Raw genomic sequence first — 20,846 nt, 5'->3', positions numbered from 1 at the left:
ACACCCACGGCACGACAGAGGCTCTCGCCTCATCACGAGCCCGCCAGGGCTTCCGTCGTGACGATGCTGATCACGCCGAGGCCCCCACCGGGCTTGGCGAGCAGCTCGCTCCCGACCTGTTCTCCCGACGTCGGCGGGCAGGTGTTGTTGTCAGGCGCCGAGTTCCTTGCTGATTTCGTCCGCTATGCGGACGAGGACCGGGATGAGGTCGCGTTCGACGCGGTCGGGGCTCATGCGTCCCGTGGACGTGGACGACGACAGCGCGGCGATCACCTGACCCGTGTGGTTGCGGATCGGAGCGGAGGCGGCGATCAGGCCGATCTCGCGTTCCTCGGAGACCAGTGACCAGCCTTGTTCGCGCACCCGTGCCAGCGTGTTGCGGAACTGGTCCGGGTTGGTGATGGTGTGCCGGGTGAGCGGTCGAAGTCCATGATCGGCCAGGTACTGCTCGACGAACTCGGTCGGCTGCGCGGCCAGCAGCACGCGCCCCATCGACGTCGCGTGGGCCGATACGCGGGTCCCTGCCGTGGCGTTGATGTTGAGCACGCGCTTGGCGGGCACGCGGGCCAGGTACACGACGTCGCTGCCGTCCATCGCGGACAGTGAGGCGGATTCCTGGGTTTCCTCCACCAAACGGCCCATGTACGGCTCGGAAACCGCTACGACCGCGCTCGATGCGGTGAAGTGCTGGCCGATGGTCAGCACTCGCGGTGTGAGCTCCCAATGACTCCCGCCGGTCGGCCGGACGTAGCCGAGGTGCTGCAGCGTCAACAGGATTCGACGTACGGCGGGCCGGGACAGCTGGGTCGCCTTCGCGATCTCGATCAGGCTCGGGTTCCGCCGCTCGGCGTCGAACGCCAGCAGAACCGCGAATCCGCGCTCGATGCTCTGGATGCGGTCCTGGGCTTCGTTCTGCACGTCGTTCACCTGCGCATCGTCCCACAGCACCGCTCCCGCACGCGGTTCGCCCGAGGGTAGGGGCCGCATCGCGCTGTTGACGACCTGGTCACGCTGTGCCAGTCTCACTGCACGCTTTACGTACAAGTTGCACGCACAGCGGGCATAGTCGAGGAGAGGTCAATGGCGATCGATCCGAGGGAACTGCGCCGGTGCCTCGGGCACTTCACGACCGGGGTCACCGTCATCACCTGCAACGGCGAGGACGGAACACCGCACGGGGCGACCGTGAACGCCTTCACCGCCGTGTCGTTGGATCCGCCGCTCGTGCTGGTGTCCCTGGATCGGCGTTCCCGCCTGTGCGGGCTGATCAATTCGCGGCCGTTCACCGTCAACGTGCTCGAGTCGAGCCAGAAGGACCTCGCCCTGCACTTCGCGGGCAAGCCGTGCCAAGAGGTGCGGTGGGCGCCGGACAGCGCCTGCGGCACCCCGCGGCTCGACGGCACCCTCGCGCACGTCGCTTGCGTGCCCTGGCGGTCCTACGACGGCGGCGACCACGTCCTGTACCTGGGCGAAGTGCAGGAGTTCCTCATCCACGACGGGCGCCCCCTGTTGTTCCACACCGGCAAGTTCCACCACCTCGGAGACGGCCACGCGCCCCTGCTCTGGGACGACTCCGTAGACGGTCCGGGCGGCGTCACCTTCGTCGCCGGATCGATCACCGGCGCCGGCTGAGCCGATCCACCCATCCACCCGAAGCCCCTTTTCAGGTCCAGTTCACGACAGGCGAGGAGGCAGCAATGACGCTGCAGCAGGATGCCGCGAACACGTCAGCAACGACCAACGGTCGCGTCAACAAGCCCATGACCGGCGACGAGTACATCGAGAGCCTCCGGGACGGTCGCGAGGTCCACCTCTACGGCGAGAAGGTCAAGGACGTCACCACGCACCCGGCTTTCCGGAACGCGGTGCGGATGACCGCTCGGCTCTACGACGGCTTGCACGACCCGGCCAAGCAGGACGTGCTGACCGTGCCCACCGACACCGGAAACGGCGGCTTCACCCACCCGTTCTTCCGCGCCCCGCACTCGGCCGAGGACATGAAGAAGGACCAGGCGGCCATCGCGGAGTGGGCCCGGATGACCTACGGCTTCATGGGTCGGTCGCCCGACTACAAGGCCAGCTTCCTCGGCACGCTCGGTGCCAACCCGGACTTCTGGGACCCCTACGCCGACAACGCCCGGCGCTGGTACACCGAGTCCCAGGAGAAGGTCCTCTACTGGAACCACGCCATCGTGAACCCGCCGGTCGACCGCCACCGCGGCCCGGACGAGGTGGCGGACGTGTTCATGCACGTCGAGGAGGAGAACGACAACGGGCTCGTGGTCTCCGGGGCGAAGGTCGTGGCCACCGGCTCGGCGATCACCCACTTCAACTTCCTGGCCCACTACGGCCTGCCGATCAAGAAGCGCGAGTACTCGCTGGTCTGCACCGTGCCGATGGGCGCCCCGGGCATGAAGCTGATCTGCCGGCCGTCCTACTCGGCGCAGGCCGGTATCACGGGCAGCCCGTTCGACTACCCGCTCTCCAGTCGCCTGGACGAGAACGACACCATCTTCGTCCTCGACAAGACGCTGATCCCCTGGGAGAACGTCTTCGTCTACGGCGACCCGGAGAAGGCGTCGAGCTTCGTTCCCGCATCGGGGTTCCTGCACCGCTTCACCTTCCAGGGCGTGACGCGCCTCGCGGTGAAGCTGGACTTCCTGGCCGGCCTGCTGATGAAGGGCCTCGAAGCCACCGGTACCAAGGACTTCCGCGGCGTGCAGACGCGCGTCGGCGAGGTCCTCGCGTGGCGCAACCTGTTCTGGGGCCTCTCGGACGCCATGGCGGCCAACCCCGAGGACTGGCTCGGCGGCACCGTCCTGCCCAAGCACGAGTACGGCATGGCCTACCGCTGGTTCATGACCGTCGGATACCCGCGGGTGCGCGAAATCATCATGCAGGACCTCGGTTCCTCGCTGATCTACCTGCCCAGCCACGCCACCGACTTCATGGACCCGAGCGTTCGGCCGTACCTGGACAAGTACGTGCGCGGCTCGAACGACTACTCGGCCGTGGACCGCGTCAAGCTGATGAAGCTGATCTGGGACTCCATCGGTTCCGAGTTCGGTTCCCGCCACGAGCTCTACGAGCGCAACTACGCGGGCAACCACGAGGGCGTGCGAGCCGAGATGGTCGCCGACGCCGAGATGTCGGGCACCAGCGACTACCTCAAGGACTTCGCGCAGCAGTGCATGTCCGAGTACGACCTCGAAGGCTGGCAGGTGCCCGACCTGATCAACCCCGACGACGTGTCCGTCATCGGCAAGCGCTGACGCGCCGCCGTCTGCGAGGAGCGCATCATGACAGCTACGCACGACTCACCGACTGCCGCCGGCTCAGGCGACTCGGCCACCAAGGCGTTCCGCGCCAGTCGGTCCACCGCGTCGACGACCGTTCCCGCCGTCTCCCAGGAGAGGGTCTCGGAGGTCGTGACCGAACTGCTGGCCGGGATCCACGCCACGATCCGGTTGAAGAAGGTCACCTACGACGAGTTCCAGGCCGCCAAGCAGTACCTGATCGACGTGGGGGAGGGCGGCGAATGGCCGCTGATCCTCGACGTTTTCGTCGAGCACGTCGTCGAGGACGTCGCCGCCGAGGAGCAGGAGGGCACCAAGGGGTCGATCCTCGGCCCGTACTACCTGCCCGGTCAGGTTCGGCTGGACACCCCGGCGACGCTGCCCCGCCGGCCCGACGAGAAGGGCACCGAGCTGCTGTTCGCCGGGCAGGTCCGGGACACCGACGGCAACCCGGTGCCCGGCGCGGAGCTCGACATCTGGCACGCGGACGACGAGGGCTACTACTCCGGATTCGCCCCCCACCTGCCCGACGGGAACCTGCGCGGTGTCGTCATCGCCGACCACCAGGGCAAGTTCGACGTCCACACGATCGAACCCTCCGCCTACCAGATCCCGACCGACGGGCCGACCGGTGCGTTGATCGAGGCCGCGGGCTGGCACCCGTGGCGTCCGGCGCACTTGCACCTGATGGTTCGCGCGCCGGGGTACCGGACGATCACCACGCAGCTCTACTTCCGCGGTGGGGAGTGGCTCGACAGCGATGTCGCGTCCGCGACCAAGCCGGAGTTGATCCTCGACCCCGTGGACCGCGGGGACGGGAGGCACGCGGTGACCTACGACTTCACGCTCGAGCCCGCTTGAGACCGGCGCCGAGCCGGGGTGCGATGTCACCCGGCTCGGCGTTCCCCCTCGTTGGAAGGAGAGGACCCGATGACCGACCTGCGGATCGACAGCGTTGAGACGGTGATCGTCGACGTCCCCATGCGCCGGGCGCACCGCTTCGCCAGGGCGGGCATGAGCACCCAGCCCGTGCTCTACGTCTTCGTCCGGACCGCCGGTGGTGTCACGGGAGTCGGTGAAGGGGTCGTCCCCGGGGGCCCGTGGTGGGGCGGCGAGTCCGTGGAGACCATGCAGGTCATCGTCGAGAAGTACCTCGCGCCGGTGCTGCTCGGCCGTCGCGTCGGCGACGTGCCCGCGATCCTGCGCGACTGCGCGGACGTCGTCGCGGCGAACCTGTTCGCCAAGAACGCCGTCGAGGTCGCCCTGCACGACGCCTGGGCGCGGCACCTCGGCGTTCCGGTGCACACCCTGCTCGGCGGGGCCGTCCGCGACAGCGTTGCGGTGACCTGGGCGCTGGGCACCGAGACGGCGGACGTCGTCGCCGATGAAGCGCTGGAGAAGCTGGACTCCGGGCTGCACACGTCGTTCAAGCTGAAGATGGGCGCGCTGGATCCGGCGGACGACGTCGCCCGGGTCGTCGCCGTCGCGGAGAAGCTCGCCAGCGTCGCGGGCGTGCGGGTCGACATCAACGCCCGCTGGGACCGGCTGACGTCGCTGACCCACCTCCCCGCGCTGGTCGAGGCCGGCGTGGAGATGGTCGAGCAGCCGGTGCCGGGGCACGACGTCGACGCGATGGCCGCGATCGCCGCCGCGCTGCCGATCCCGGTGATGGCCGACGAGAGCCTGCGCACCCCGGCCGACGCGCTGCGGCTGGCCCATTCCCGGGCGGCCGGGATCTTCGCCGTCAAGACCACCAAATCCGGCGGATTGCGCGCCAGCCTGGCCATCGGCGAGATCGCCGCCGCAGCCGGGATCCCCTGCTACGCGGCGACATCGATCGAGAGCCCGATCGGCACGGCAGCCTCGCTGCACGCCGCGTGCGCCAATCCGGCGAGCGCGTGGGGGAGCGAACTGTTCGGTCCCCTGCTGCTGGCCGAGGAGATGCTCGTTGACCCGCTCGTCTACGACGCCGACGGGCTGCACCTGCCCGCCGGCCCGGGGCTGGGCGTCGAGTTGGACCCGGCCAAGGTCCGAGCCTTCCGAAGGAGCTGATGTTCGATGCTTTTCCACGTCCACATGGAGGTCGCGATCCCGCACGACCTCGATCCGGATCGCCGTGCCGCGCTCGTCGCCGAGGAGAAGGCGCGAGCCCTCGAACTGCAGCGTTCCGGGGTGTGGCCGCACCTCTGGCGGGTCGTCGGGGAGTACGCGAACATCAGCGTCTTCGACGTCGACTCGGGCGACACCCTGCACGCTCTGCTGTCGTCGTTGCCGCTGTTCCCGTACATGAAGATCAACGTCACGCCGCTGGCGATCCACCCGTCGGATCAGAAGGCCCAGTCATGAACGCGGCGCAGCGATCCCTGCCGAAGCGGGCGGCGCTCTGGCACGGCCTCGGCGACGTACCGACCGACCTCGGCCCGACCGTGCTGACGATAGGGGTGTTCGACGGTCTGCACCGCGGCCACCGCAGCCTGATCGGTCGTGCCCGGCGCACCGCGGACGAGCGAGGTCTGCCGCTGGTCATGGTGACCTTCGACCCGCATCCGGCCAGGGTGCTGGGCCTGCCCAAGGACACCGCGACGCTGTCCACGATCGCCCATCGCGCCGAGCTCGCTGCGGCTGCGGGGGTGGACGCGGTGTGCGTGCTGCACTTCACCCGCGAGCTGGCCCGGCTGAGCCCGGAGGCCTTCGCCGCGCACTGCCTCGCCGGTCGGCTCAGGGCGAGGGCCGTCGTCGTCGGCGCCAACTTCACCTTCGGCGCCAAGGCGGCGGGCGACGTCGGCACCTTGCGCGCGCTCGGGGCGGACCTCGGGTTCTCCGTCGAGGGCGTGCCGCTGCTGCCGGCGAAGAACGGCGCGTGCTCGTCGACCTACACCCGGAACCGCCTGCGCTCGGGCGACCTGCCGGGGGTGACCCACGCGCTGGGCCGCCCGCACCGGGTCGACGGGTTCCGGATGGGTGATCGGATCGTCCTCGACGCGAACACCGCCCTGCCTCCGCCCGGGCGCTACCGCGCGAGGCTGAACGACCGATCCGCGATCGTCGACGTCCTCGACGACGATTCGCTGCGCGTGGCCGACGGCACGCCCGGAGACGGCGTTGCCGCGGTCACCTTCTTCGAACGAGCGGAGAGCGGGTCGTGAACGCCGACGTGCTGCGCCGGATCGACCGGCTGGAGGCGCTGGAAGCCATCCGCGATCTCGACGCGCGCTATTGCCGCGCGCTCGACGACGGCGACTGGGACGCGCTGGTATCGCTGTTCACCGAGGACGGCGAGTTCGTCGGCCTGTCCCGCGCGACCGGCCGCGCCGAACTGCGGTCGTTCTTCGCGGGCCTCGTCGAAGCCGGACTCACCGCGTTCTGGCACCACGTGACCAACCTCGAGATCACCCTCGACGGCGAGGACACCGCGCGGGCCCGGTCGTTCCTGTGGCAGCCCTGCGTGCAGGACGGAGTCCCGCACATCGCCGCCGGTCGATACACCGACTCGCTGCGCCGAGTCGACGGCAACTGGCGCTACGTCACCAAGCAGGTGTCCTTCGACTACTTCGTCCCGCTCACCGAGGGCTGGGACCACGGCCGGTTCACCGTCGCGTCCGCCGCCGCGACCTACCCAGGGAGGCCCTTCGAGTGACCACCGAAACCGCGCTGCACCACCGGATCGACGGACCGGACTCCGCGCCCGTCCTGGTCCTCGGACCATCGCTGGGCACCGACCTGCACCTGTTCGACGCGCAGGTGGACGCGCTCGCCGGCCGCTACCGGGTCCTGCGCTTCGACCTGCCGGGACATGGTGAAACCCCGGCACCCGGCGGCCCTCTCACGATGGCGAGCATGGCCGAGGACGTCATCGCACTGCTCGACCGGCTGGGCATCGACCGCTTCCACTACGCCGGGGTGTCCATCGGGGGTGCCATCGGCCAGCAACTCGCCCTGGACCACCCGGACAGGGTGCTGAGCCTGGCGGTGCTGGCGTCGGCCGCCCGGTTCGCCGATCCCGAGAGCTGGCCGAAGCGCGCCGCCACCGTCCGGGAGAACGGCACCGAGGCGATGGTCGCCAGCCGCCCCGGAACCTGGTTCGTCCAGTCCTTCGCCGAGACCGACGAGGCACGGCGGCTGCTGGACATGCTGCGCGCCACCACGGCCGAGGGGTACGCCGGTTGCTGCGAGGCGATCTCGACGTTCGACGTCCGCGAGCGGCTGGCCGAGGTGACGGTTCCCGTGCTCGCCATCGCAGGCGCTGAGGACCCCGCGACCCCGCCCGAGATGGTCCGTCGCATCGCCGACACCGCCGCGAACGGCCGGTTCGAGGTCGTCGACGACTCCGCGCACCTGCTCAACGCCGAGAAGCCCGAGCGGGTCAACGAGTTGCTCGCCGCGCACCTCGCCGCCACCGAGTAGGAGCAGACGTGGACAAGACAGTGCAGACCGCGGCCGAGGCGGTCGCCGACATCGCCGACGGTTCGTCGATCGCGGTCGGCGGGTTCGGGATGTGCGGGGTGCCCACCGCTCTGATCGCCGCCCTGCTGGAGCAGGGAGCGACGGACCTGGAGACGATCTCGAACAACCTGGGCGTCGACGGATTCGGCCTGGGGACCCTGCTCCCGGCCGGGCGGATCCGGCGGACGATCGGGTCCTACATCGGCAACAACAAGGAGATGGCCCGGCAGTACCTCGCTGGTGAGCTGGAGGTCGAGCTGACTCCGCAGGGCACCCTCGCCGAACGGCTGCGAGCGGGAGGAGCGGGCATCCCCGCCTTCTACACGCCCGCCGGAGTCGGGACGCTCGTGGCCGAAGGCGGCCTGCCGTGGCGGTACGCGCCGGACGGCTCGGTCGCGGTGATGTCGCCCGCCAAGGAGGTCCGCGCGTTCGACGGCGTCGACCACGTCCTCGAACACGCGCTGGTGCCCGATTTCGCTCTCGTGCACGCCTGGAAGGGCGACCGGCACGGCAACCTCGTCCACCGGCGCTCCGCGCGCAACTTCAACCCCGATTGCGCTGCGGCGGGGCGGATCACGATCGCTCAGGTCGAGCACCTCGTCGAGCCGGGCGAGATCGACCCCGACTCCGTGCACACGCCCGGCATCCACGTCGACAGGGTCCTACATCTATCCGATGTGGACAAACCGATCGAGTTCAGGACGGTGCGCTGATGGCACTCACGCGGAACGAGATGGCGGCCAAGGTCGCCCAGGACCTGCCCGACGGCGCCTACGTCAACCTCGGCATCGGCATGCCGACGCTGGTTCCCGGGCACATCCCGGAGGGCCGGACGGTGATCCTGCACGCGGAGAACGGAATCCTCGGCGTCGGGCCGTATCCGGGCGAGGACGAGGTCGACGCGGACCTGATCAACGCGGGCAAGGAGACCGTCACCGTCAACTCGGGAGCGGCCTTCTTCGAGTCCTCGTCGTCCTTCGGCCAGATCCGCGCGGGCAAGCTCGACGTCGCCGTCCTCGGAGCGTTGCAGGTGGCGGCGAACGGCGACCTGGCGAACTGGGCCGTCCCCGGCAAGATGATCAAGGGCATGGGCGGGGCGATGGATCTCGTGCACGGCGCGAAGAAGGTCGTCGTGATGATGGATCACGTCGCCAAGGACGGTTCGCCGAAGATCGTCGAGAAGTGCGATCTGCCGATCACCGGGCTGGGCTGCGTCACCCGCATCGTCACCGATCTCGCCGCCATCGACGTCACCGCGAACGGGCTCGAACTGGTCGAGACCGCTCCCGGAGTCAGCGCGGACGAGGTCCGCGACAAGACCGCAGCCCCGCTGCGCGGGCGCGAGGAAGAGGAGACCGATCGTGCGTGACGCCGTCATCTGCGAACCACTGCGCACCCCCGTCGGAGCGTTCGGCGGTGGGCTGCGCGACGTACCCGCGCACACCCTCGCCACCGCGGTGATCCGCGCGGCCGTCGAACGGACCGGACTGGACCCCGCCGCCGTCGACGACGTGCTGCTGGGCAACTGCTACCCGACGATGGACGCCCCTGCGATCGGCCGGGTCGCCGCCCTCGACGCCGGACTGCCGGTCAGCGTGACGGGGATGCAGATCGATCGGCGTTGCGGATCCGGCCTGCAAGCCGTGCTCTACGCCGCGCTGCAGGTGCAGTCCGGAGCAGCCGAGGTCGTGCTGGCCGGTGGCGCGGAATCCATGTCCAACGCGCCCTTCTACTCCACCGGGATGCGCTGGGGCGTGAAGGGCGGGCCCGGCGTGATGCTGCACGACTCGCTGGCCCGCGGCCGGGTGACGGCGGGCGGGGCGAACCACCCCGTGCCGGGCGGCATGATCGAGACAGCGGAGAACCTGCGCCGGGAGTACTCGATCCCGCGCGCCGAGCAGGACGAGTTCGCGGTGCGCTCCCACCAGCGGGCCGCCGCTGCGCAGGCCGAGGGCCGCTTCGACGACGAGCTCGTGCCCGTCGTGGTCCCGGGGCGCAAGGGCGAGACCGTCGTCGACGCGGACGAGCACATCCGCCCCGATTCGAGCGCGGAGAAGCTGGCAGGGCTGCGGCCGATGCTGGGGCGCAGCGACGGCGAGGCGACGGTGACCGCGGGCAACGCCTCCGGGCAGAACGACGGCGCCGCGATCTGCGTCGTCACCAGCCCGGAGAAGGCCGCCGAGCTGGGCCTGCGCCCCTTGGTGCGGCTCGTGTCCTGGGGTCTGGGCGGGGTGGCGCCCGCGACGATGGGCATCGGGCCGGTTCCCGCGACGGCGAAGGCGCTCGCAGCCGCGGACCTGACGTTGGCCGACATCGACCTGATCGAGCTCAACGAGGCGTTCGCCGCGCAAGTGCTGGCCTGCACCCGCGAGTGGAAGTTCACCGAAACCGACTTCGACCGCCTCAACGTCAGCGGTTCCGGGATATCCCTCGGCCACCCGGTCGGCGCCACCGGCGGCCGCATCCTGGCCACCCTCGTCAGGGAGATGCGCAGGCGCGATGCCCGGTACGGCCTGGAGACCATGTGCATCGGCGGCGGCCAGGGGCTCGCCGCGATCGTGGAGCGGATCTGATGGGCGGGCCGCTGGAAGACCTGCGGGTGGTCGAGTGCGCCAGCTTCGTCGCCGGCCCCACCGCGGGGATGACGTTGGCGCAGCTCGGCGCCTCGGTGATCCGGATCGACCCGATCGGTGGCGGCCCGGACCACGCGCGCTGGCCCGCGGCCAACGGCGGCACCGGCGACTCGTACTACTGGGCCTCGTTGAACAAGGGCAAGCAGTCGATCACCGTTGACATGCGCAGCGAGCGCGGGCGGGAACTGGTCCTGGCGCTGGCGACGGCGCCGGGTGAGGACCGCGGTGTGCTGGTCGACAACGTCGTCGGCAGGCGGTGGATGGCCAACGACGTCCTCACCGCTCGCCGGCCCGACCTGATCCACGTCAGGGTGCAGGGCTACCCCGACGGCCGGCCCGCCGTCGACTACACGGTGAACGCGGAGGTCGGCATCCCGGCGATCACCGGCGGCGAGGAGGGCGCCGCGCCGGTCAACCACGTCCTGCCCGCCTGGGACCTGCTCACCGGGCTGAGCGTGTCGACCGCCGTGCTCGCCGCCGTGCACCAGCGCCGACGCACGGGCGAGGGCGTCTACAGCGAGATCGCGCTCTCCGACGTCGCGCTGGCCGGAGTGGCGAACCTGGGTTGGCTGTCCGAAGCCGCGGAGAACGGGAGAGACCGGTCCCGGCACGGAAACCACGTCTACGGCAGCTTCGGCGTGGATTTCGCCTGCGCCGACGGGAAGCGGGTGATGGTCGTCGCGCTCACCCCGGGGCAGTGGAAGGCGCTGGTCACCGTCACCGGGACCGAAGCCGTGTTCACCGCGCTGGAGAAGGCGTTCGGCACGGACCTGACCGATGAGACCGAACGGTACCGGCTGCGCGACACCATCGCCGCCGTGCTCAAACCCTGGTTCCTGGAGCGGGATTCCGAGACCGTCGCCGACGAGCTCAACCGGGCCAGGGCGCTGTGGGGCCGCTACCAGGGCATGGCCGACGTGGTCACCGCGCACCGCGGTGGCGAGCACCGGCTGCTCGCCGACCTGCCGCTGCCCGGCGGACCCGCGGGGATCACCGCGCGGTCTCCGCTGCGCTGGAACGGGGAACGCGGCGAAGCCGGCTCGGCACCGGTGCTCGGCGCCGACACCGACCAGGTGCTCGCCGAGGTCCTCGGGCTCAGCGACGCCGAGATCGGCGAGCTGCACGACCAACAGGTGATCGGCGAACGCAACCCGCAGCAGTGACTCCACTGAGTACCGCATTCCGGGAGCTCCGCTCGGCTCCCGCTGAACGAGGAGTAGTTCGATGTCAGACGAACTGGAACCGCCACCCCCTCCCGCCGCGTCCGGCGTGCCGGACCGGGCGGTGCTCCGCCGCGTCGCCGGCGCCGCGCTGCTCGGTTCCGCGCTGGAGTGGTACGACTACTTCCTCTTCGGCGCGGCGGCCGCGCTGGTGTTCGGCGAGGTCTTCTTCCCCTCGCAGGACCCGACCGTCGCGGTGCTGCTGTCGCTGGCGACGTTCGGCGCCGGTTTCGTCGCACGACCCGTCGGCGCGGTCGTCTTCGGCCGCATCGGGGACAAGTACGGACGTCGTCCGGCCCTGGTGGCCACCGTGCTGGTGATGGGCCTGGCGACCACGGCGATGGCCCTCATCCCGTCGCACGCCACCATCGGCGTCGGGGCCCCGATCCTGCTCGTCGTCACGAGGTTGCTGCAGGGCATGGGATCGGGTGCGGAGTACAGCGGCGCGTCGGTCTTCGCCGTCGAGTACGCGCCGCCGAACCGGCGCGGCCTCTACGGTTCCCTGTCGGCGGCGGGCGTGTACCTCGGCATGGTCCTGTCCTCCGCCGCGGTCCTGCTCGTCACCGCGCTGACCACCGACGAGCAGTTCGCGTCCTGGGGCTGGCGCATCCCGTTCCTGGCCAGCCTGGTGCTGGTCGCGCTGGGGCTGTGGATCCGCGCGCGGCTGGACGAGACCCCGGAGTTCGAACGCGAGATCGCCGGGGACGGCAACCCGGGGCCGTTGCGGACGGTGCTGCGCACGCAGTGGCGCAGCATGGTCCTCGTCGCCGCGCTGGTCGCCGCGCCGCTCGCGCTGAGTCACCTCTACCAGGTGTTCGCGCTGTCCTACTTGGACGAGAAGGAGTACTCGCCGGGTCTCGGCACGCTGGGGCTGGTGATCGCCGGTGTCACGGTGATGATCACGGCACCGCTGGCCGGTCTGGCCTCCGACCGCTTCGGCCGCCGACCGGTCCTGATGACCGGGGCCGGGTTCGCGATCGCGTTCGCGTTCCCGTTCTTCTGGCTCGTCGACACCGGCCAGCCCGTGCTCGCCGTGCTCGCGATGGCGATGGCGCAGGGCGGCAGCGTCGGCATCGCCTTCGGCGTGCAGGGCGTGCTGCTCTCCGAGCTGTTCAGCACCGGGGCCCGCTACAGCGGCGCCGCGATCAGCCGCGAGGCAGCGGCCGTGGTCTTCGGCGGATTCGCACCGTTCCTCGCCGTCGCGCTTTCCACCGCCACCGGCGGAGCACCGTGGCCGGTAGCGCTGTACGTGATCGGTCTCGGCCTCATCACGCTGGTCGGTGGCTGGTGCGCGCCGGAGACGGCGCGGCGTGGATTGGGCTCGCATCCCCCGACTTCGAAGCCGGTCGAGGATGCGTCGCCCGCGACCTGATGCGTCGGACCGCCGCGACGACCCAGAACTGACGAACCTCGCCAGGAGGAAGAATGGCCAAGCTGGCTCAGACGTCCGGGCTCACGGACGTGCAGTCGGAGATCCTTTCCACGGTCCGGTCCTTCGTGGACAAGGAGATCATCCCGCACGCGCAGCAGTTGGAGAGATCGGACGAGTACCCGGCGGAGATCGTCGAGGGCATGAAGGAGATGGGGCTGTTCGGGATCACCATTCCCGAGGAGTTCGGGGGGCTGGGCGAATCGCTGCTGACCTACGCGCTGGTCGTCGAGGAGATCGCACGCGGTTGGATGAGCGTCTCGGGCGTGATCAACACGCACTTCATCGTGGCGCACATGATCTCCCGGCACGGGACGCCGGAGCAGAAGCAACACCACCTTCCCAGGATGGCCACCGGCGAGGTGCGGGGCTCGTTCTCGATGTCGGAGCCCGACACGGGGTCGGACGTGGCGGCGATCAAGACCAGGGCCAAGCGCTCCGCCGACTCCTACACCATCGACGGGTCGAAGATGTGGCTGACGAACGGTGGCTCCTCGAACCTGATCGCGCTGCTGGCCAAGACCGACGAGGGCGCGGCGAAGGCGCACCAGAACCTGACGACGTTCCTGGTGGAGAAGCCCGAGGGGTTCGGCGAGGTGGCGCCGGGACTGACCATCCCGGGCAAGATCGACAAGATGGGCTACAAGGGAGTCGACACGACCGAGGCCGTGTTCGACGGGTTCGAGATCGGCGCGGACCAGGTCCTGGGTGGTGAGCCGGGCAAGGGCTTCTCGCACATGATGGACGGCATCGAGGTCGGTCGGGTGAACGTCTCGGCGCGGGCGTGCGGAATCGCGATCCGGGCTTTCGAGCTCGCCGTCGACTACGCCCAGCAGCGGCAGACCTTCGGGAAGCCGATCGCGCAGCACCAGGCGATCTCGTTCAAGCTCGCCGAGATGGCCACGAAGGTCGAGGCCGCGCACCTGATGATGGTCAACGCTGCGCGGCTGAAGGACTCGGGCGAGCGCAACGACGTCGAGGCGGGCATGGCGAAGTTGCTCGCCAGCGAGTACTGCGCGGACGTCACGCAGGAGGCGTTCCGCATCCACGGCGGCTACGGCTACTCCAAGGAGTACGAGATCGAACGGCTGATGCGCGAGGCGCCGTTCCTGCTCATCGGCGAGGGGACCAGCGAGATCCAGAAGACGATCATCAGCCGGGGATTGCTGCGCGAGTACAAGACCCGCGGCTGAGAACGCGTTTCCGGCGCGACGCGGCCACTGCTCGCGAGCCGCTCGGCCATTTCGGGAGCGGTGACGACCTGGAGGAACGAGGACATGGACAACACGACGGGATTCCGGCCGCGGCGCTGCTGCCTCTCCGTGCCGGGAACCGATCCTGGCAAGATCGACAAGGCCGTTCGCGCCGGCGCTGACGAGGTGGTGCTGGACCTGGAGGATTCCGTTCCGCCACAGGGGAAAGCGGCCGCGAGGGAGCGGGTGGTGGAGTGGCTCGCCGCGGCCGACGATCCCGGCGTCGCGCTCGCGGTTCGGGTCAACCCGCCCGGTTCACCGTGGTGCCACGCCGATGTCGAGGCCTGCGCACGCGTCCGCGGTGTTCCGTTCTCCCTCGTCCTGCCCAAGGTCGAGACGGTCGGCGACGTCGCGTTCGCCGATCGGTTGCTGACGGGTGTCGAAGCGGCGGCGGGGAGGTCCGAACCGCTGGAGCTGCAGGCGTTGATCGAGACCGCGACCGGGCTGACCCGCGTCACCGAGATCGCAGCGGGTTCGGACCGCTTGCGCGCGGTGATCCTCGGCTACGCCGACCTCGCCGCGTCGCTGGGCCGCAGCGGCAACCCTTTCCCGGGCGCCTGGCTGCCCTCGCAGCACGCCGTGCTGGCCGCAGCCCGCGCCGCCGGGATCGCTGCGGTCGACGGCCCGCACCTCGGCGTCGGAACCGGCGAGGACTTCTCCGCAGAGGTCGAGTGCGCGGTGAGCCTCGGCTTCGACGGCAAGTGGGTCATCCACCCCCGGCAGGTGCCACCGGTCATCAACGCGTTCACCCCGGACGACGGGGAGATCCAGAACGCTCGCCGAGTGCTCGACGCGCTCGCGACCGCGCACGGTGACGCGAGCGGCGCCGTGGAACTGGACGGGCAGATGATCGACGAGGCCCTCGCCGTCGCTGCTCGACGCACCCTGGCCAAGGCGGGTGCGGCATGATCGCTGAAGGGCCGTACTTCGACGAGCTGAGCGTCGGACAGGTCTTCGACTCCGCTCCCGGACTGACGCTGACCTCGGGGCTGGCGCACGCGCACCGCTCGATCACCGGCGAACGCCTGGCGTTGCCGCTGGACGACGGGCTTTCGGTCTCGGTGACGGGCGCGCCCGCTCTCGCCTCTCCCGCGCTGGTGTGGGACGTGGCGATCGGCCAGTCCACCGCGGCGACGCACCACGTGAAGGCCAACCTGTTCTACCGCGGACTGGTGTTCCGCCGCGCGCCGCACCTGGGTGACACGCTGCGCAGCCGCGCAGAAGTCGTTGCTCTGCGCCAGAACCGGGCGCGCGAAGGCCGCTGGCCCACCGGGCTCGCCGCGCTGCGCATCATCACCGCCGACCAGAGCGGTCGACCCGTGCTGGACTTCTGGCGCTGCGCCATGCTGCCGCTGCGCGACCCGGAAGCGCGCACGGGCCACGCGGACGACCTCGACGCCGTCGGTGCGGCGGCGTCGGACGAGTCGCTGACGGCCGTGGCGGACGGGTGGGACCTCGAACCGCTTCGCGGACGTGGCCCCGGTTCGGCCGAGCTGACCGAAGGTCAGGTGATCGAGGTCGGTGGCGGCGACGTCGTCTCCAGCGCGCCCGAACTGGCGCGGCTCACGCTCAACGTCGCCAAGGTGCACCACGACGCCGCGGCCGGCGGCGGTCGTCGGCTGGTCTACGGCGGCCACACCATCGGCCTCGCGCTGGCCCAGGCGACGCGGGCCCTCACCGGCATCGCCACCGTGACCGGCTGGCACAGCTGCGACCACCTCGGCCCGGTGTTCGAGGGCGACACGCTGCGCAGCACGATCACCGTCGAGCGGCTGGAACCGTTGCGCGCGGGCCGATTGGCGCACCTGCGATCGCGCGTCACCGCCGACGCCCCGGAGCCTCGCGAGGTGCTCGACTGGCGGTTCGTCGCCCTCATGCCGTGACGGTCCGCGTCGCATCGCGGCCGAGGAGGCCCGTGATCCCGGAAGATGCGAACTGCCGAGGACAAGTGCCCTGCGGGGCTGGACACCCAGCTCCGCAGGGCACATGCCCACAAGACCGACGGGGTACTGCAAATCGCGTAGGCCGCAGGAGCGCGCGCCCCATCAGCTGATCGGTTGCGGGCGTGCGGAAGTCAGGCGTCGACGACCGATTCGGCCGGCTGGGCTGCGCGGCGGCCGAACGGCGTCATGATGGCGACGTTGAACCACCCGAGGAAGGCGCCGAGCATCCCGCCCAGCACTGCGGGCACCGAGGTGATCAGCGGCAGCAGCACGCTGTCGGCGGGCAGCGACAGCCCCCCGAAGTTCGTGTAGATCCCGATGAAGTACGTGGCCAGGCCCATGGACAGGCCGTTGAAGAAGGGGAGGCTCCCGGTGTCCCGCGCGAACGGCAGGTACTGCATCACGTAGATGAGCGGGATGAGGGCCACCGGCAGGCCGATCAACCACGCCACGTCACCGCTCGCGACGATCGCGGCGTCGCCCACGACCGTGCCGACGAGCAGCGAGAAGATCAGCGCGATTGCCGCGCTGACGACGCCGCTCAGGAACGACGGGACCACGGTGCGGAGCACCGCCGGTTTGCCGCCCAGGGCGAAGTACTCGGCCCACACGATGAACGCCAGCCACAACGGCAGCGACCACGTGCCCAGCCACAGGCCGAAAGGCAGAGCCACGGCGACGGTCACCGGAACGGCCATCCACAGGGGAATGGACTTCATCGTTGCTCCTCTTGAGGATCGGCTTCTCCGACCAACCGCGTGGTGCGCACTCGGCCCCGCACCTCACTGTTCGGGGCCCCGGGTGAGCAGCATCGGACCGGGAGGGCCCCGTACAGCGGGCCCTTCGTGGCCGGTCGAGAAACCGTCGAGCAGGTCATGCCCAGACTTCCACTCATGGGACCGGTGCGCACTTCCGCTACGACGAAAGTGGCGCCGTTGTCGAAGATCTCGTACCACGAGTGCCGAAAGGTGAATGCTGCTCGAACGTGTTTCACACGAGCTCGAACATCCTGACTCGGCCTGCCCCCAACTCCACTGTCAACGGGAGTCCGTGTGCTTCGCGATGGTGATGGGTGCTTTGGGGAGGCGTTCGCACGCATCGATCACGGCCTCGACCGCGGCGGGCGGACGGCCACCGCCTCGCCACCAGAGAGCGACTTCGCGGCTGCATCCCTCGCCCTCGAGGCGGGCGACGTGCACGTCTTCGCGGTTGCTCGTGCGCACGGCCAGGAGGTTCGTGATCCCGATGCCGTGACCGGCCTTGACGAGGCCGACCAGGGTCTGCGGCTGATTGGTGCGGTAGGCGACCGCGTCGAGGATCCCGGCGGCCTCCAGCGCGGCTGTGGACTCGAAGCCGTGCGTGGAGCGGGCCGGGCCTTGGGGAGAGCCGATGGTGATGATCGGCTGGTCGACGAGATCGCCGATCCGGACCACCGGAGGTGCCGATGGCAGCAGGTCGCGGGGCAGGACCGCGACCAGCGGCTCGCGCCACAACGTCCGGGACACCACGCGATCGGCGTTGTCCGGTGCGGGGAGGGCGGGGCGCACGGCCAGGTCGATGTCACCGGTCTGCAGCGCCACCTCGAGCTCCAGCGTCGATCCTTCCCACAGGACCACCTCGACGCCCGGCTGGGTGCGGTTCATCTCCCGCACGAGGTCGCCGTAGAGGTGCGCTGCTGCCGACGGGTACATGCCGATCGTGACGAGCCCGCCCAGCGTGCCGCTGTCCACGTCTCCTGCGTCGTGGACAGCGGCACCCAGCGCTTCAACCGCCGCCTGGAGGTGCGGCAGCAGGCGGCGGCCGCTCTCGGTCAGGGTGATGGGGTGCCGGCTCCGGTCGAACAGCTGTGTCCCGAAGAGCCGTTCCAGGTCACCGATGTGGCTGCTGACGCGAGGCTGGGAGAGGAAGAGCGCGTCCCCGGCCGCGGAGAAGCTCCCGTGGCGCACGACCGCCAGGAAGCTGCGGAGTCGATCGACCTTGAGCCCGGCCAACCGGTCGCTGAGGACCACGGCACCTTCCTCCACCTGCTGTGCTCAGCGGCGGAACTGGTCGACGTAGTCCGCGCCGAGGCCGACGTTCGCGTAATGCTCGCGGCACATGTCCAGCTTGGTCAAGGCGTCTTCGTATCCGATCTGCCGGCCTTCCTCGTCCACGTAGATCATCGCGCCGGTGATGTTGAAGAACGTCACCATCTCCGAGCAGTCGTCCGGCACGCGCAGCGTGTGGATCTCGCCCGGTGGTTCGTAGACGAAACCGCCCTGGTGGGCGGTCCATTCGTGCTCGTCGTACTTCCACTGGCCCTTGATGACGTAGCCGACGACGATTCCGGGGTGCCGGTGCCGGGACACGATGCCGGAGCGGGTGACCTTCAGCAGGTTGCACCACTGCCCGGTGATCGTGTTGATCAGCAGCGGGCGGAAGAAGACGCCGGGCGCTTGGGGAACCCAGACCCGGTCGTCCTCGGGGATGGCGCCGACCGAGATCTCCAGCGGGACGTCGGGTGATTCCTTGATGATGGCCGGTTCTGACATGGTCACTCCTCGGTTGAACGTCGTTGTGGCGGAAAGGGTTTGCTTCAGCGCACCAGGTAGCCGCCGTCGACGGCGAGGATCGCCCCGGTGATGAAGCGTGCTGCGGGGCTGGCGAGGAACAGGGCGGCGTCGGCGACCTCGTCGGGTCGGCCCCACCGGCCCATCGGTGTCCGCGAGCGGATGGCGGCGCCCGCCTCGGAGGACTCGACCTCGCTGGTCAGGGGAGTGGAGATCCACCCAGGAGCGACCGCGTTCACGCGCACCCCGTCGCCGGCGAACGAGTTGGCCAGCGCCTTGGTGAGTTGGGCGACGCCGCCCTTGCTGGCCGTGTAGGCGGGCACGCGCGGGCCCGAGACGAAGCTGTGCATCGAGGCGGTGTTGATGATGCAACCCGACGTTTCCCGCAAGAGCGGCACCGCGGCCATGCTCGTGCGCATGGTGCCGGTGAGGTTGACGTCCAGCACAGCTTCGAAGACCGCGGTGTCGAACTCGTCGTCGCGCCGGATCACCCCTGCGCAGTTCACGAGCACGTCGAGGCGCTGCACCGAGGCGAACAGGTTGCCGACGGCGTCCTGATCGGTGACGTCCAGCTCGACGCCGCGCACCCCGGGTGCCGGTGGCAACGCGTCGCTGTTGAGCCCTGCCGCGATCACGTCGGCCCCGAGGGCCGCGAACGCCTCGGCCGTCGCTGCCCCCAAACCGCTGGTCCCGCCGGTGACGAGCACCGTCGATCCGGCGTAGAGGTCGTGCGCGTAGGTCATGGTCGACCCCCGACGGCGTGGTCCGAATAGGCGGGGATCGGCTTGTTGACCCCGAAGGCGTACAGGAAGGCGGCCAGAACCGCCACGGTGCTGGCGATCACCAGCGCCGCCACGAAGTCGTCGGTCCGGTCGACCAGGATGCCGGTGATGAGCGGAGCGAACGCACCGCCGAAGTAGCCGCCGAAGTTCTGCAGGCTGCCCAGCGACCCGGTCGACCGCTCGTCGGTCATGGTCGCGGCCATCGTCCAGGCACCGGCGGATGCCATGTTCAGGAAGAACTGCGCCAGGCAGATCCACGCGATCGCGGCCACCGTGCTGCTCGCGAAAGCCGCGGGCAGCGTGCAGAGACCTCCGGCGGCGAGCCCGAGCACGACGGGAACCTTGCGGGCACGGGTCTGCCTGGTCGTTCGGCGCGACAGCGCGTCTCCGAACACACCGCCCAGCAGCATTCCCACGGTTCCCGCGAGGTAGGGAACCACCAGCGCCCACCCCACGTCGGCGATGCTCAGGCCGCGCTCGGACTCCAGGTAGGCGGGAAGCCAGGTGAGGTAGAGGTAGATCGAGTAGATGACGCCGACGAAGCCGCCGATCATGGCCCACGTCGTGCGGAAGCGAAGCAGGAACGCCCACTCGCGGAAGCTCCACGCAGGCCTCTTCTCCGACGCGCTCGTGCCGTGTCGCGCGTCGACGGCCTGGTCGACCTCGGCGAGTTGCTGCGGATTCCGGTACAGCGCGATCCAGGCCAGGGCGAGCACGATGCCCAAGCCCCCGGCGATCGCGAAGGTCACCCGCCATCCGAACGCGAGCATCAGCCCGGTCAGCAGCGGAGGTGCGATCATCGGTGCGAGCGTGGAGGCCGAGGTCGTGACGCCCAGCGGGAGTCCCCGGTTCTCCTTGGCGAAGTTCTCCGAGACGACCTTGGCGTTGGCGGGGAACATCGGCCCCTCGCCCAACCCCAGAACCGCGCGCGATGCCAGCAGCGCACCCAGTCCGCGCGCCAAACCGCCCGCGGCCTGCGCCACCGACCACACGAGCAGTCCGACGCCGAGGACCGTGCGGGCGCCGAAGCGGTCGAGCAGCGGACCGGCCGGGAGCTGAGCGAACGCGTAGCTCCAGGAGAAGGCCGACAGGAGCAGACCCATGTCCGTGGCGGTGAGCCCGAGATCGTTGCGGATGGTGCTGTTGGCGATCGCCAGCGTCGAGCGGTCCAGGTAGTTGACGATGCCGATCAGGAGCAGCATTCCGAGGATCAGGACCTGTCTGCGAACCAGTCTCGCAGGTGCGATCGACGGCCCCTCGCGGGACGAGCTCGTCACTCGACTCGACATGTTTCTTCC

22 protein-coding genes are annotated in these 20,846 nt (G+C 69.9%); 16 read left to right on the top strand and 6 right to left on the bottom strand.

Translation table 11 applies throughout. The features are described 5' to 3' along the window. Positions 1–150 precede the first annotated feature (150 nt). Positions 151–927 carry an IclR family transcriptional regulator C-terminal domain-containing protein gene (locus AB0J78_RS21070; RefSeq protein WP_363791497.1) on the bottom strand — a complete coding sequence of 259 codons (777 nt, stop codon included), beginning with the start codon at positions 925–927 and terminating at the stop codon, positions 151–153. Between the two features lie 153 nt (positions 928–1,080). Between AB0J78_RS21070 and AB0J78_RS21065 the strand changes: the two genes are divergently transcribed. The 16 genes from AB0J78_RS21065 (at position 1,081) to AB0J78_RS20990 (ending at position 16,157) form a co-directional block, all read left to right on the top strand. Continuing rightward, positions 1,081–1,632, top strand: coding sequence for a flavin reductase family protein (locus tag AB0J78_RS21065; protein WP_363791495.1), 552 nt, complete (start codon positions 1,081–1,083; stop codon positions 1,630–1,632). A 65-nt stretch (positions 1,633–1,697) separates the two neighbouring features. Then, positions 1,698–3,272 (top strand): 4-hydroxyphenylacetate 3-hydroxylase N-terminal domain-containing protein, encoded by a 1,575-nt coding sequence (locus tag AB0J78_RS21060; RefSeq protein WP_363791493.1) that lies wholly within the window; start codon positions 1,698–1,700, stop codon positions 3,270–3,272. A gap of 27 nt (positions 3,273–3,299) precedes the next feature. Further along, on the top strand, positions 3,300–4,157 hold the full coding sequence (gene catA / locus AB0J78_RS21055) for a catechol 1,2-dioxygenase (RefSeq protein ID WP_363791491.1): 858 nt from the start codon (positions 3,300–3,302) through the stop codon (positions 4,155–4,157). Positions 4,158–4,226: 69 nt separating this feature from the next. Then, a complete protein-coding gene (locus AB0J78_RS21050; RefSeq protein WP_363791489.1) occupies positions 4,227–5,348 on the top strand; it encodes a muconate/chloromuconate family cycloisomerase in 1,122 nt (373 codons plus the stop codon). A gap of 6 nt (positions 5,349–5,354) precedes the next feature. Continuing rightward, on the top strand, positions 5,355–5,642 hold the full coding sequence (gene catC / locus AB0J78_RS21045; RefSeq protein WP_363791487.1) for a muconolactone Delta-isomerase: 288 nt from the start codon (positions 5,355–5,357) through the stop codon (positions 5,640–5,642). Then, on the top strand, positions 5,639–6,442 hold the full coding sequence (locus AB0J78_RS21040) for an adenylyltransferase/cytidyltransferase family protein (RefSeq protein ID WP_363791485.1): 804 nt from the start codon (positions 5,639–5,641) through the stop codon (positions 6,440–6,442). The genes catC and AB0J78_RS21040 overlap by 4 nt, the downstream gene beginning before the upstream one ends. Continuing rightward, positions 6,439–6,933, top strand: coding sequence for a nuclear transport factor 2 family protein (locus AB0J78_RS21035; RefSeq protein ID WP_363791483.1), 495 nt, complete (start codon positions 6,439–6,441; stop codon positions 6,931–6,933). The genes AB0J78_RS21040 and AB0J78_RS21035 overlap by 4 nt, the downstream gene beginning before the upstream one ends. Beyond that, positions 6,930–7,700: a 3-oxoadipate enol-lactonase gene (gene pcaD, locus AB0J78_RS21030; RefSeq protein WP_363791481.1), complete on the top strand. Its 771-nt coding sequence runs from the start codon at positions 6,930–6,932 to the stop codon at positions 7,698–7,700. Before AB0J78_RS21035 ends, pcaD begins: the two co-directional genes overlap by 4 nt. Before the next feature lie 8 nt (positions 7,701–7,708). Further along, the gene (locus tag AB0J78_RS21025; protein ID WP_363791479.1) at positions 7,709–8,452 is read left to right on the top strand and encodes a CoA transferase subunit A; all 744 of its coding nucleotides are present in this window, start codon (positions 7,709–7,711) and stop codon (positions 8,450–8,452) included. Then, complete coding sequence (locus tag AB0J78_RS21020; protein ID WP_363791477.1) at positions 8,452–9,108, top strand: 3-oxoacid CoA-transferase subunit B; 657 nt, start codon at positions 8,452–8,454, stop codon at positions 9,106–9,108. Before AB0J78_RS21025 ends, AB0J78_RS21020 begins: the two co-directional genes overlap by 1 nt. Then, positions 9,101–10,312, top strand: a complete 1,212-nt coding sequence (locus AB0J78_RS21015; RefSeq protein WP_363791475.1) for an acetyl-CoA C-acetyltransferase — start codon at positions 9,101–9,103, stop codon at positions 10,310–10,312. Before AB0J78_RS21020 ends, AB0J78_RS21015 begins: the two co-directional genes overlap by 8 nt. Next, the gene (locus AB0J78_RS21010; RefSeq protein ID WP_363791473.1) at positions 10,312–11,535 is read left to right on the top strand and encodes a CoA transferase; all 1,224 of its coding nucleotides are present in this window, start codon (positions 10,312–10,314) and stop codon (positions 11,533–11,535) included. Before AB0J78_RS21015 ends, AB0J78_RS21010 begins: the two co-directional genes overlap by 1 nt. 61 nt (positions 11,536–11,596) lie before the next feature. Then, positions 11,597–12,964: an MFS transporter gene (locus AB0J78_RS21005; RefSeq protein WP_363791471.1), complete on the top strand. Its 1,368-nt coding sequence runs from the start codon at positions 11,597–11,599 to the stop codon at positions 12,962–12,964. A 53-nt stretch (positions 12,965–13,017) separates the two neighbouring features. Continuing rightward, the gene (locus AB0J78_RS21000) at positions 13,018–14,214 is read left to right on the top strand and encodes an acyl-CoA dehydrogenase family protein (protein ID WP_363791468.1); all 1,197 of its coding nucleotides are present in this window, start codon (positions 13,018–13,020) and stop codon (positions 14,212–14,214) included. An 84-nt stretch (positions 14,215–14,298) separates the two neighbouring features. After that, positions 14,299–15,183 carry a CoA ester lyase gene (locus AB0J78_RS20995; protein ID WP_363791466.1) on the top strand — a complete coding sequence of 295 codons (885 nt, stop codon included), beginning with the start codon at positions 14,299–14,301 and terminating at the stop codon, positions 15,181–15,183. Further along, entirely contained in the window at positions 15,180–16,157 is a 978-nt protein-coding gene (locus tag AB0J78_RS20990; RefSeq protein ID WP_363791464.1) for a MaoC family dehydratase, read from the top strand. The genes AB0J78_RS20995 and AB0J78_RS20990 overlap by 4 nt, the downstream gene beginning before the upstream one ends. A 191-nt stretch (positions 16,158–16,348) precedes the next feature. On the opposite strand, the gene AB0J78_RS20985 is transcribed toward AB0J78_RS20990, so the two are convergent. The 5 genes from AB0J78_RS20985 to AB0J78_RS20965 form a co-directional block, all read right to left on the bottom strand. After that, a complete protein-coding gene (locus AB0J78_RS20985) occupies positions 16,349–16,936 on the bottom strand; it encodes a DUF1097 domain-containing protein (RefSeq protein ID WP_363791462.1) in 588 nt (195 codons plus the stop codon). A 318-nt stretch (positions 16,937–17,254) separates the two neighbouring features. Next, positions 17,255–18,226: a LysR family transcriptional regulator gene (locus AB0J78_RS20980; protein WP_363791460.1), complete on the bottom strand. Its 972-nt coding sequence runs from the start codon at positions 18,224–18,226 to the stop codon at positions 17,255–17,257. A gap of 24 nt (positions 18,227–18,250) precedes the next feature. Beyond that, the gene (locus AB0J78_RS20975; protein ID WP_363791458.1) at positions 18,251–18,748 is read right to left on the bottom strand and encodes a 2,4'-dihydroxyacetophenone dioxygenase family protein; all 498 of its coding nucleotides are present in this window, start codon (positions 18,746–18,748) and stop codon (positions 18,251–18,253) included. A 44-nt stretch (positions 18,749–18,792) separates the two neighbouring features. Further along, positions 18,793–19,509: an SDR family oxidoreductase gene (locus AB0J78_RS20970; protein ID WP_363791456.1), complete on the bottom strand. Its 717-nt coding sequence runs from the start codon at positions 19,507–19,509 to the stop codon at positions 18,793–18,795. Next, positions 19,506–20,837 carry an MFS transporter gene (locus tag AB0J78_RS20965; protein WP_363791454.1) on the bottom strand — a complete coding sequence of 444 codons (1,332 nt, stop codon included), beginning with the start codon at positions 20,835–20,837 and terminating at the stop codon, positions 19,506–19,508. The genes AB0J78_RS20970 and AB0J78_RS20965 overlap by 4 nt, the downstream gene beginning before the upstream one ends. Between the last annotated feature and the right edge of the window lie 9 nt (positions 20,838–20,846).

This window comes from Saccharopolyspora sp. NPDC049426 (assembly GCF_040676935.1).
Taxonomy (GTDB): Bacteria; Actinomycetota; Actinomycetes; order Mycobacteriales; family Pseudonocardiaceae; genus Saccharopolyspora.
The sequence above is the reverse complement of the archived record's forward strand: the minus strand, read 5'-3'. Positions and strand labels throughout refer to the sequence as shown.

Excerpts from the sequence above, each read along its gene's own strand:
- catA (WP_363791491.1), top strand. The coding sequence starts at position 3,300 with ATGACAGCTACGCACGACTCACCGACTGCCGCCGGCTCAGGCGACTCG.
- AB0J78_RS20970 (WP_363791456.1), bottom strand. The coding sequence starts at position 19,509 with ATGACCTACGCGCACGACCTCTACGCCGGATCGACGGTGCTCGTCACC.
- AB0J78_RS21060 (WP_363791493.1), top strand. The coding sequence starts at position 1,698 with ATGACGCTGCAGCAGGATGCCGCGAACACGTCAGCAACGACCAACGGT.
- AB0J78_RS21050 (WP_363791489.1), top strand. The coding sequence starts at position 4,227 with ATGACCGACCTGCGGATCGACAGCGTTGAGACGGTGATCGTCGACGTC.
- AB0J78_RS21000 (WP_363791468.1), top strand. The coding sequence starts at position 13,018 with ATGGCCAAGCTGGCTCAGACGTCCGGGCTCACGGACGTGCAGTCGGAG.
- AB0J78_RS21065 (WP_363791495.1), top strand. The coding sequence starts at position 1,081 with ATGGCGATCGATCCGAGGGAACTGCGCCGGTGCCTCGGGCACTTCACG.
- catC (WP_363791487.1), top strand. The coding sequence starts at position 5,355 with ATGCTTTTCCACGTCCACATGGAGGTCGCGATCCCGCACGACCTCGAT.
- AB0J78_RS20965 (WP_363791454.1), bottom strand. The coding sequence starts at position 20,837 with ATGTCGAGTCGAGTGACGAGCTCGTCCCGCGAGGGGCCGTCGATCGCA.
- AB0J78_RS21005 (WP_363791471.1), top strand. The coding sequence starts at position 11,597 with ATGTCAGACGAACTGGAACCGCCACCCCCTCCCGCCGCGTCCGGCGTG.
- AB0J78_RS21010 (WP_363791473.1), top strand. The coding sequence starts at position 10,312 with ATGGGCGGGCCGCTGGAAGACCTGCGGGTGGTCGAGTGCGCCAGCTTC.
- AB0J78_RS20990 (WP_363791464.1), top strand. The coding sequence starts at position 15,180 with ATGATCGCTGAAGGGCCGTACTTCGACGAGCTGAGCGTCGGACAGGTC.
- AB0J78_RS20985 (WP_363791462.1), bottom strand. The coding sequence starts at position 16,936 with ATGAAGTCCATTCCCCTGTGGATGGCCGTTCCGGTGACCGTCGCCGTG.
- AB0J78_RS20995 (WP_363791466.1), top strand. The coding sequence starts at position 14,299 with ATGGACAACACGACGGGATTCCGGCCGCGGCGCTGCTGCCTCTCCGTG.
- AB0J78_RS20975 (WP_363791458.1), bottom strand. The coding sequence starts at position 18,748 with ATGTCAGAACCGGCCATCATCAAGGAATCACCCGACGTCCCGCTGGAG.
- AB0J78_RS21020 (WP_363791477.1), top strand. The coding sequence starts at position 8,452 with ATGGCACTCACGCGGAACGAGATGGCGGCCAAGGTCGCCCAGGACCTG.
- AB0J78_RS21040 (WP_363791485.1), top strand. The coding sequence starts at position 5,639 with ATGAACGCGGCGCAGCGATCCCTGCCGAAGCGGGCGGCGCTCTGGCAC.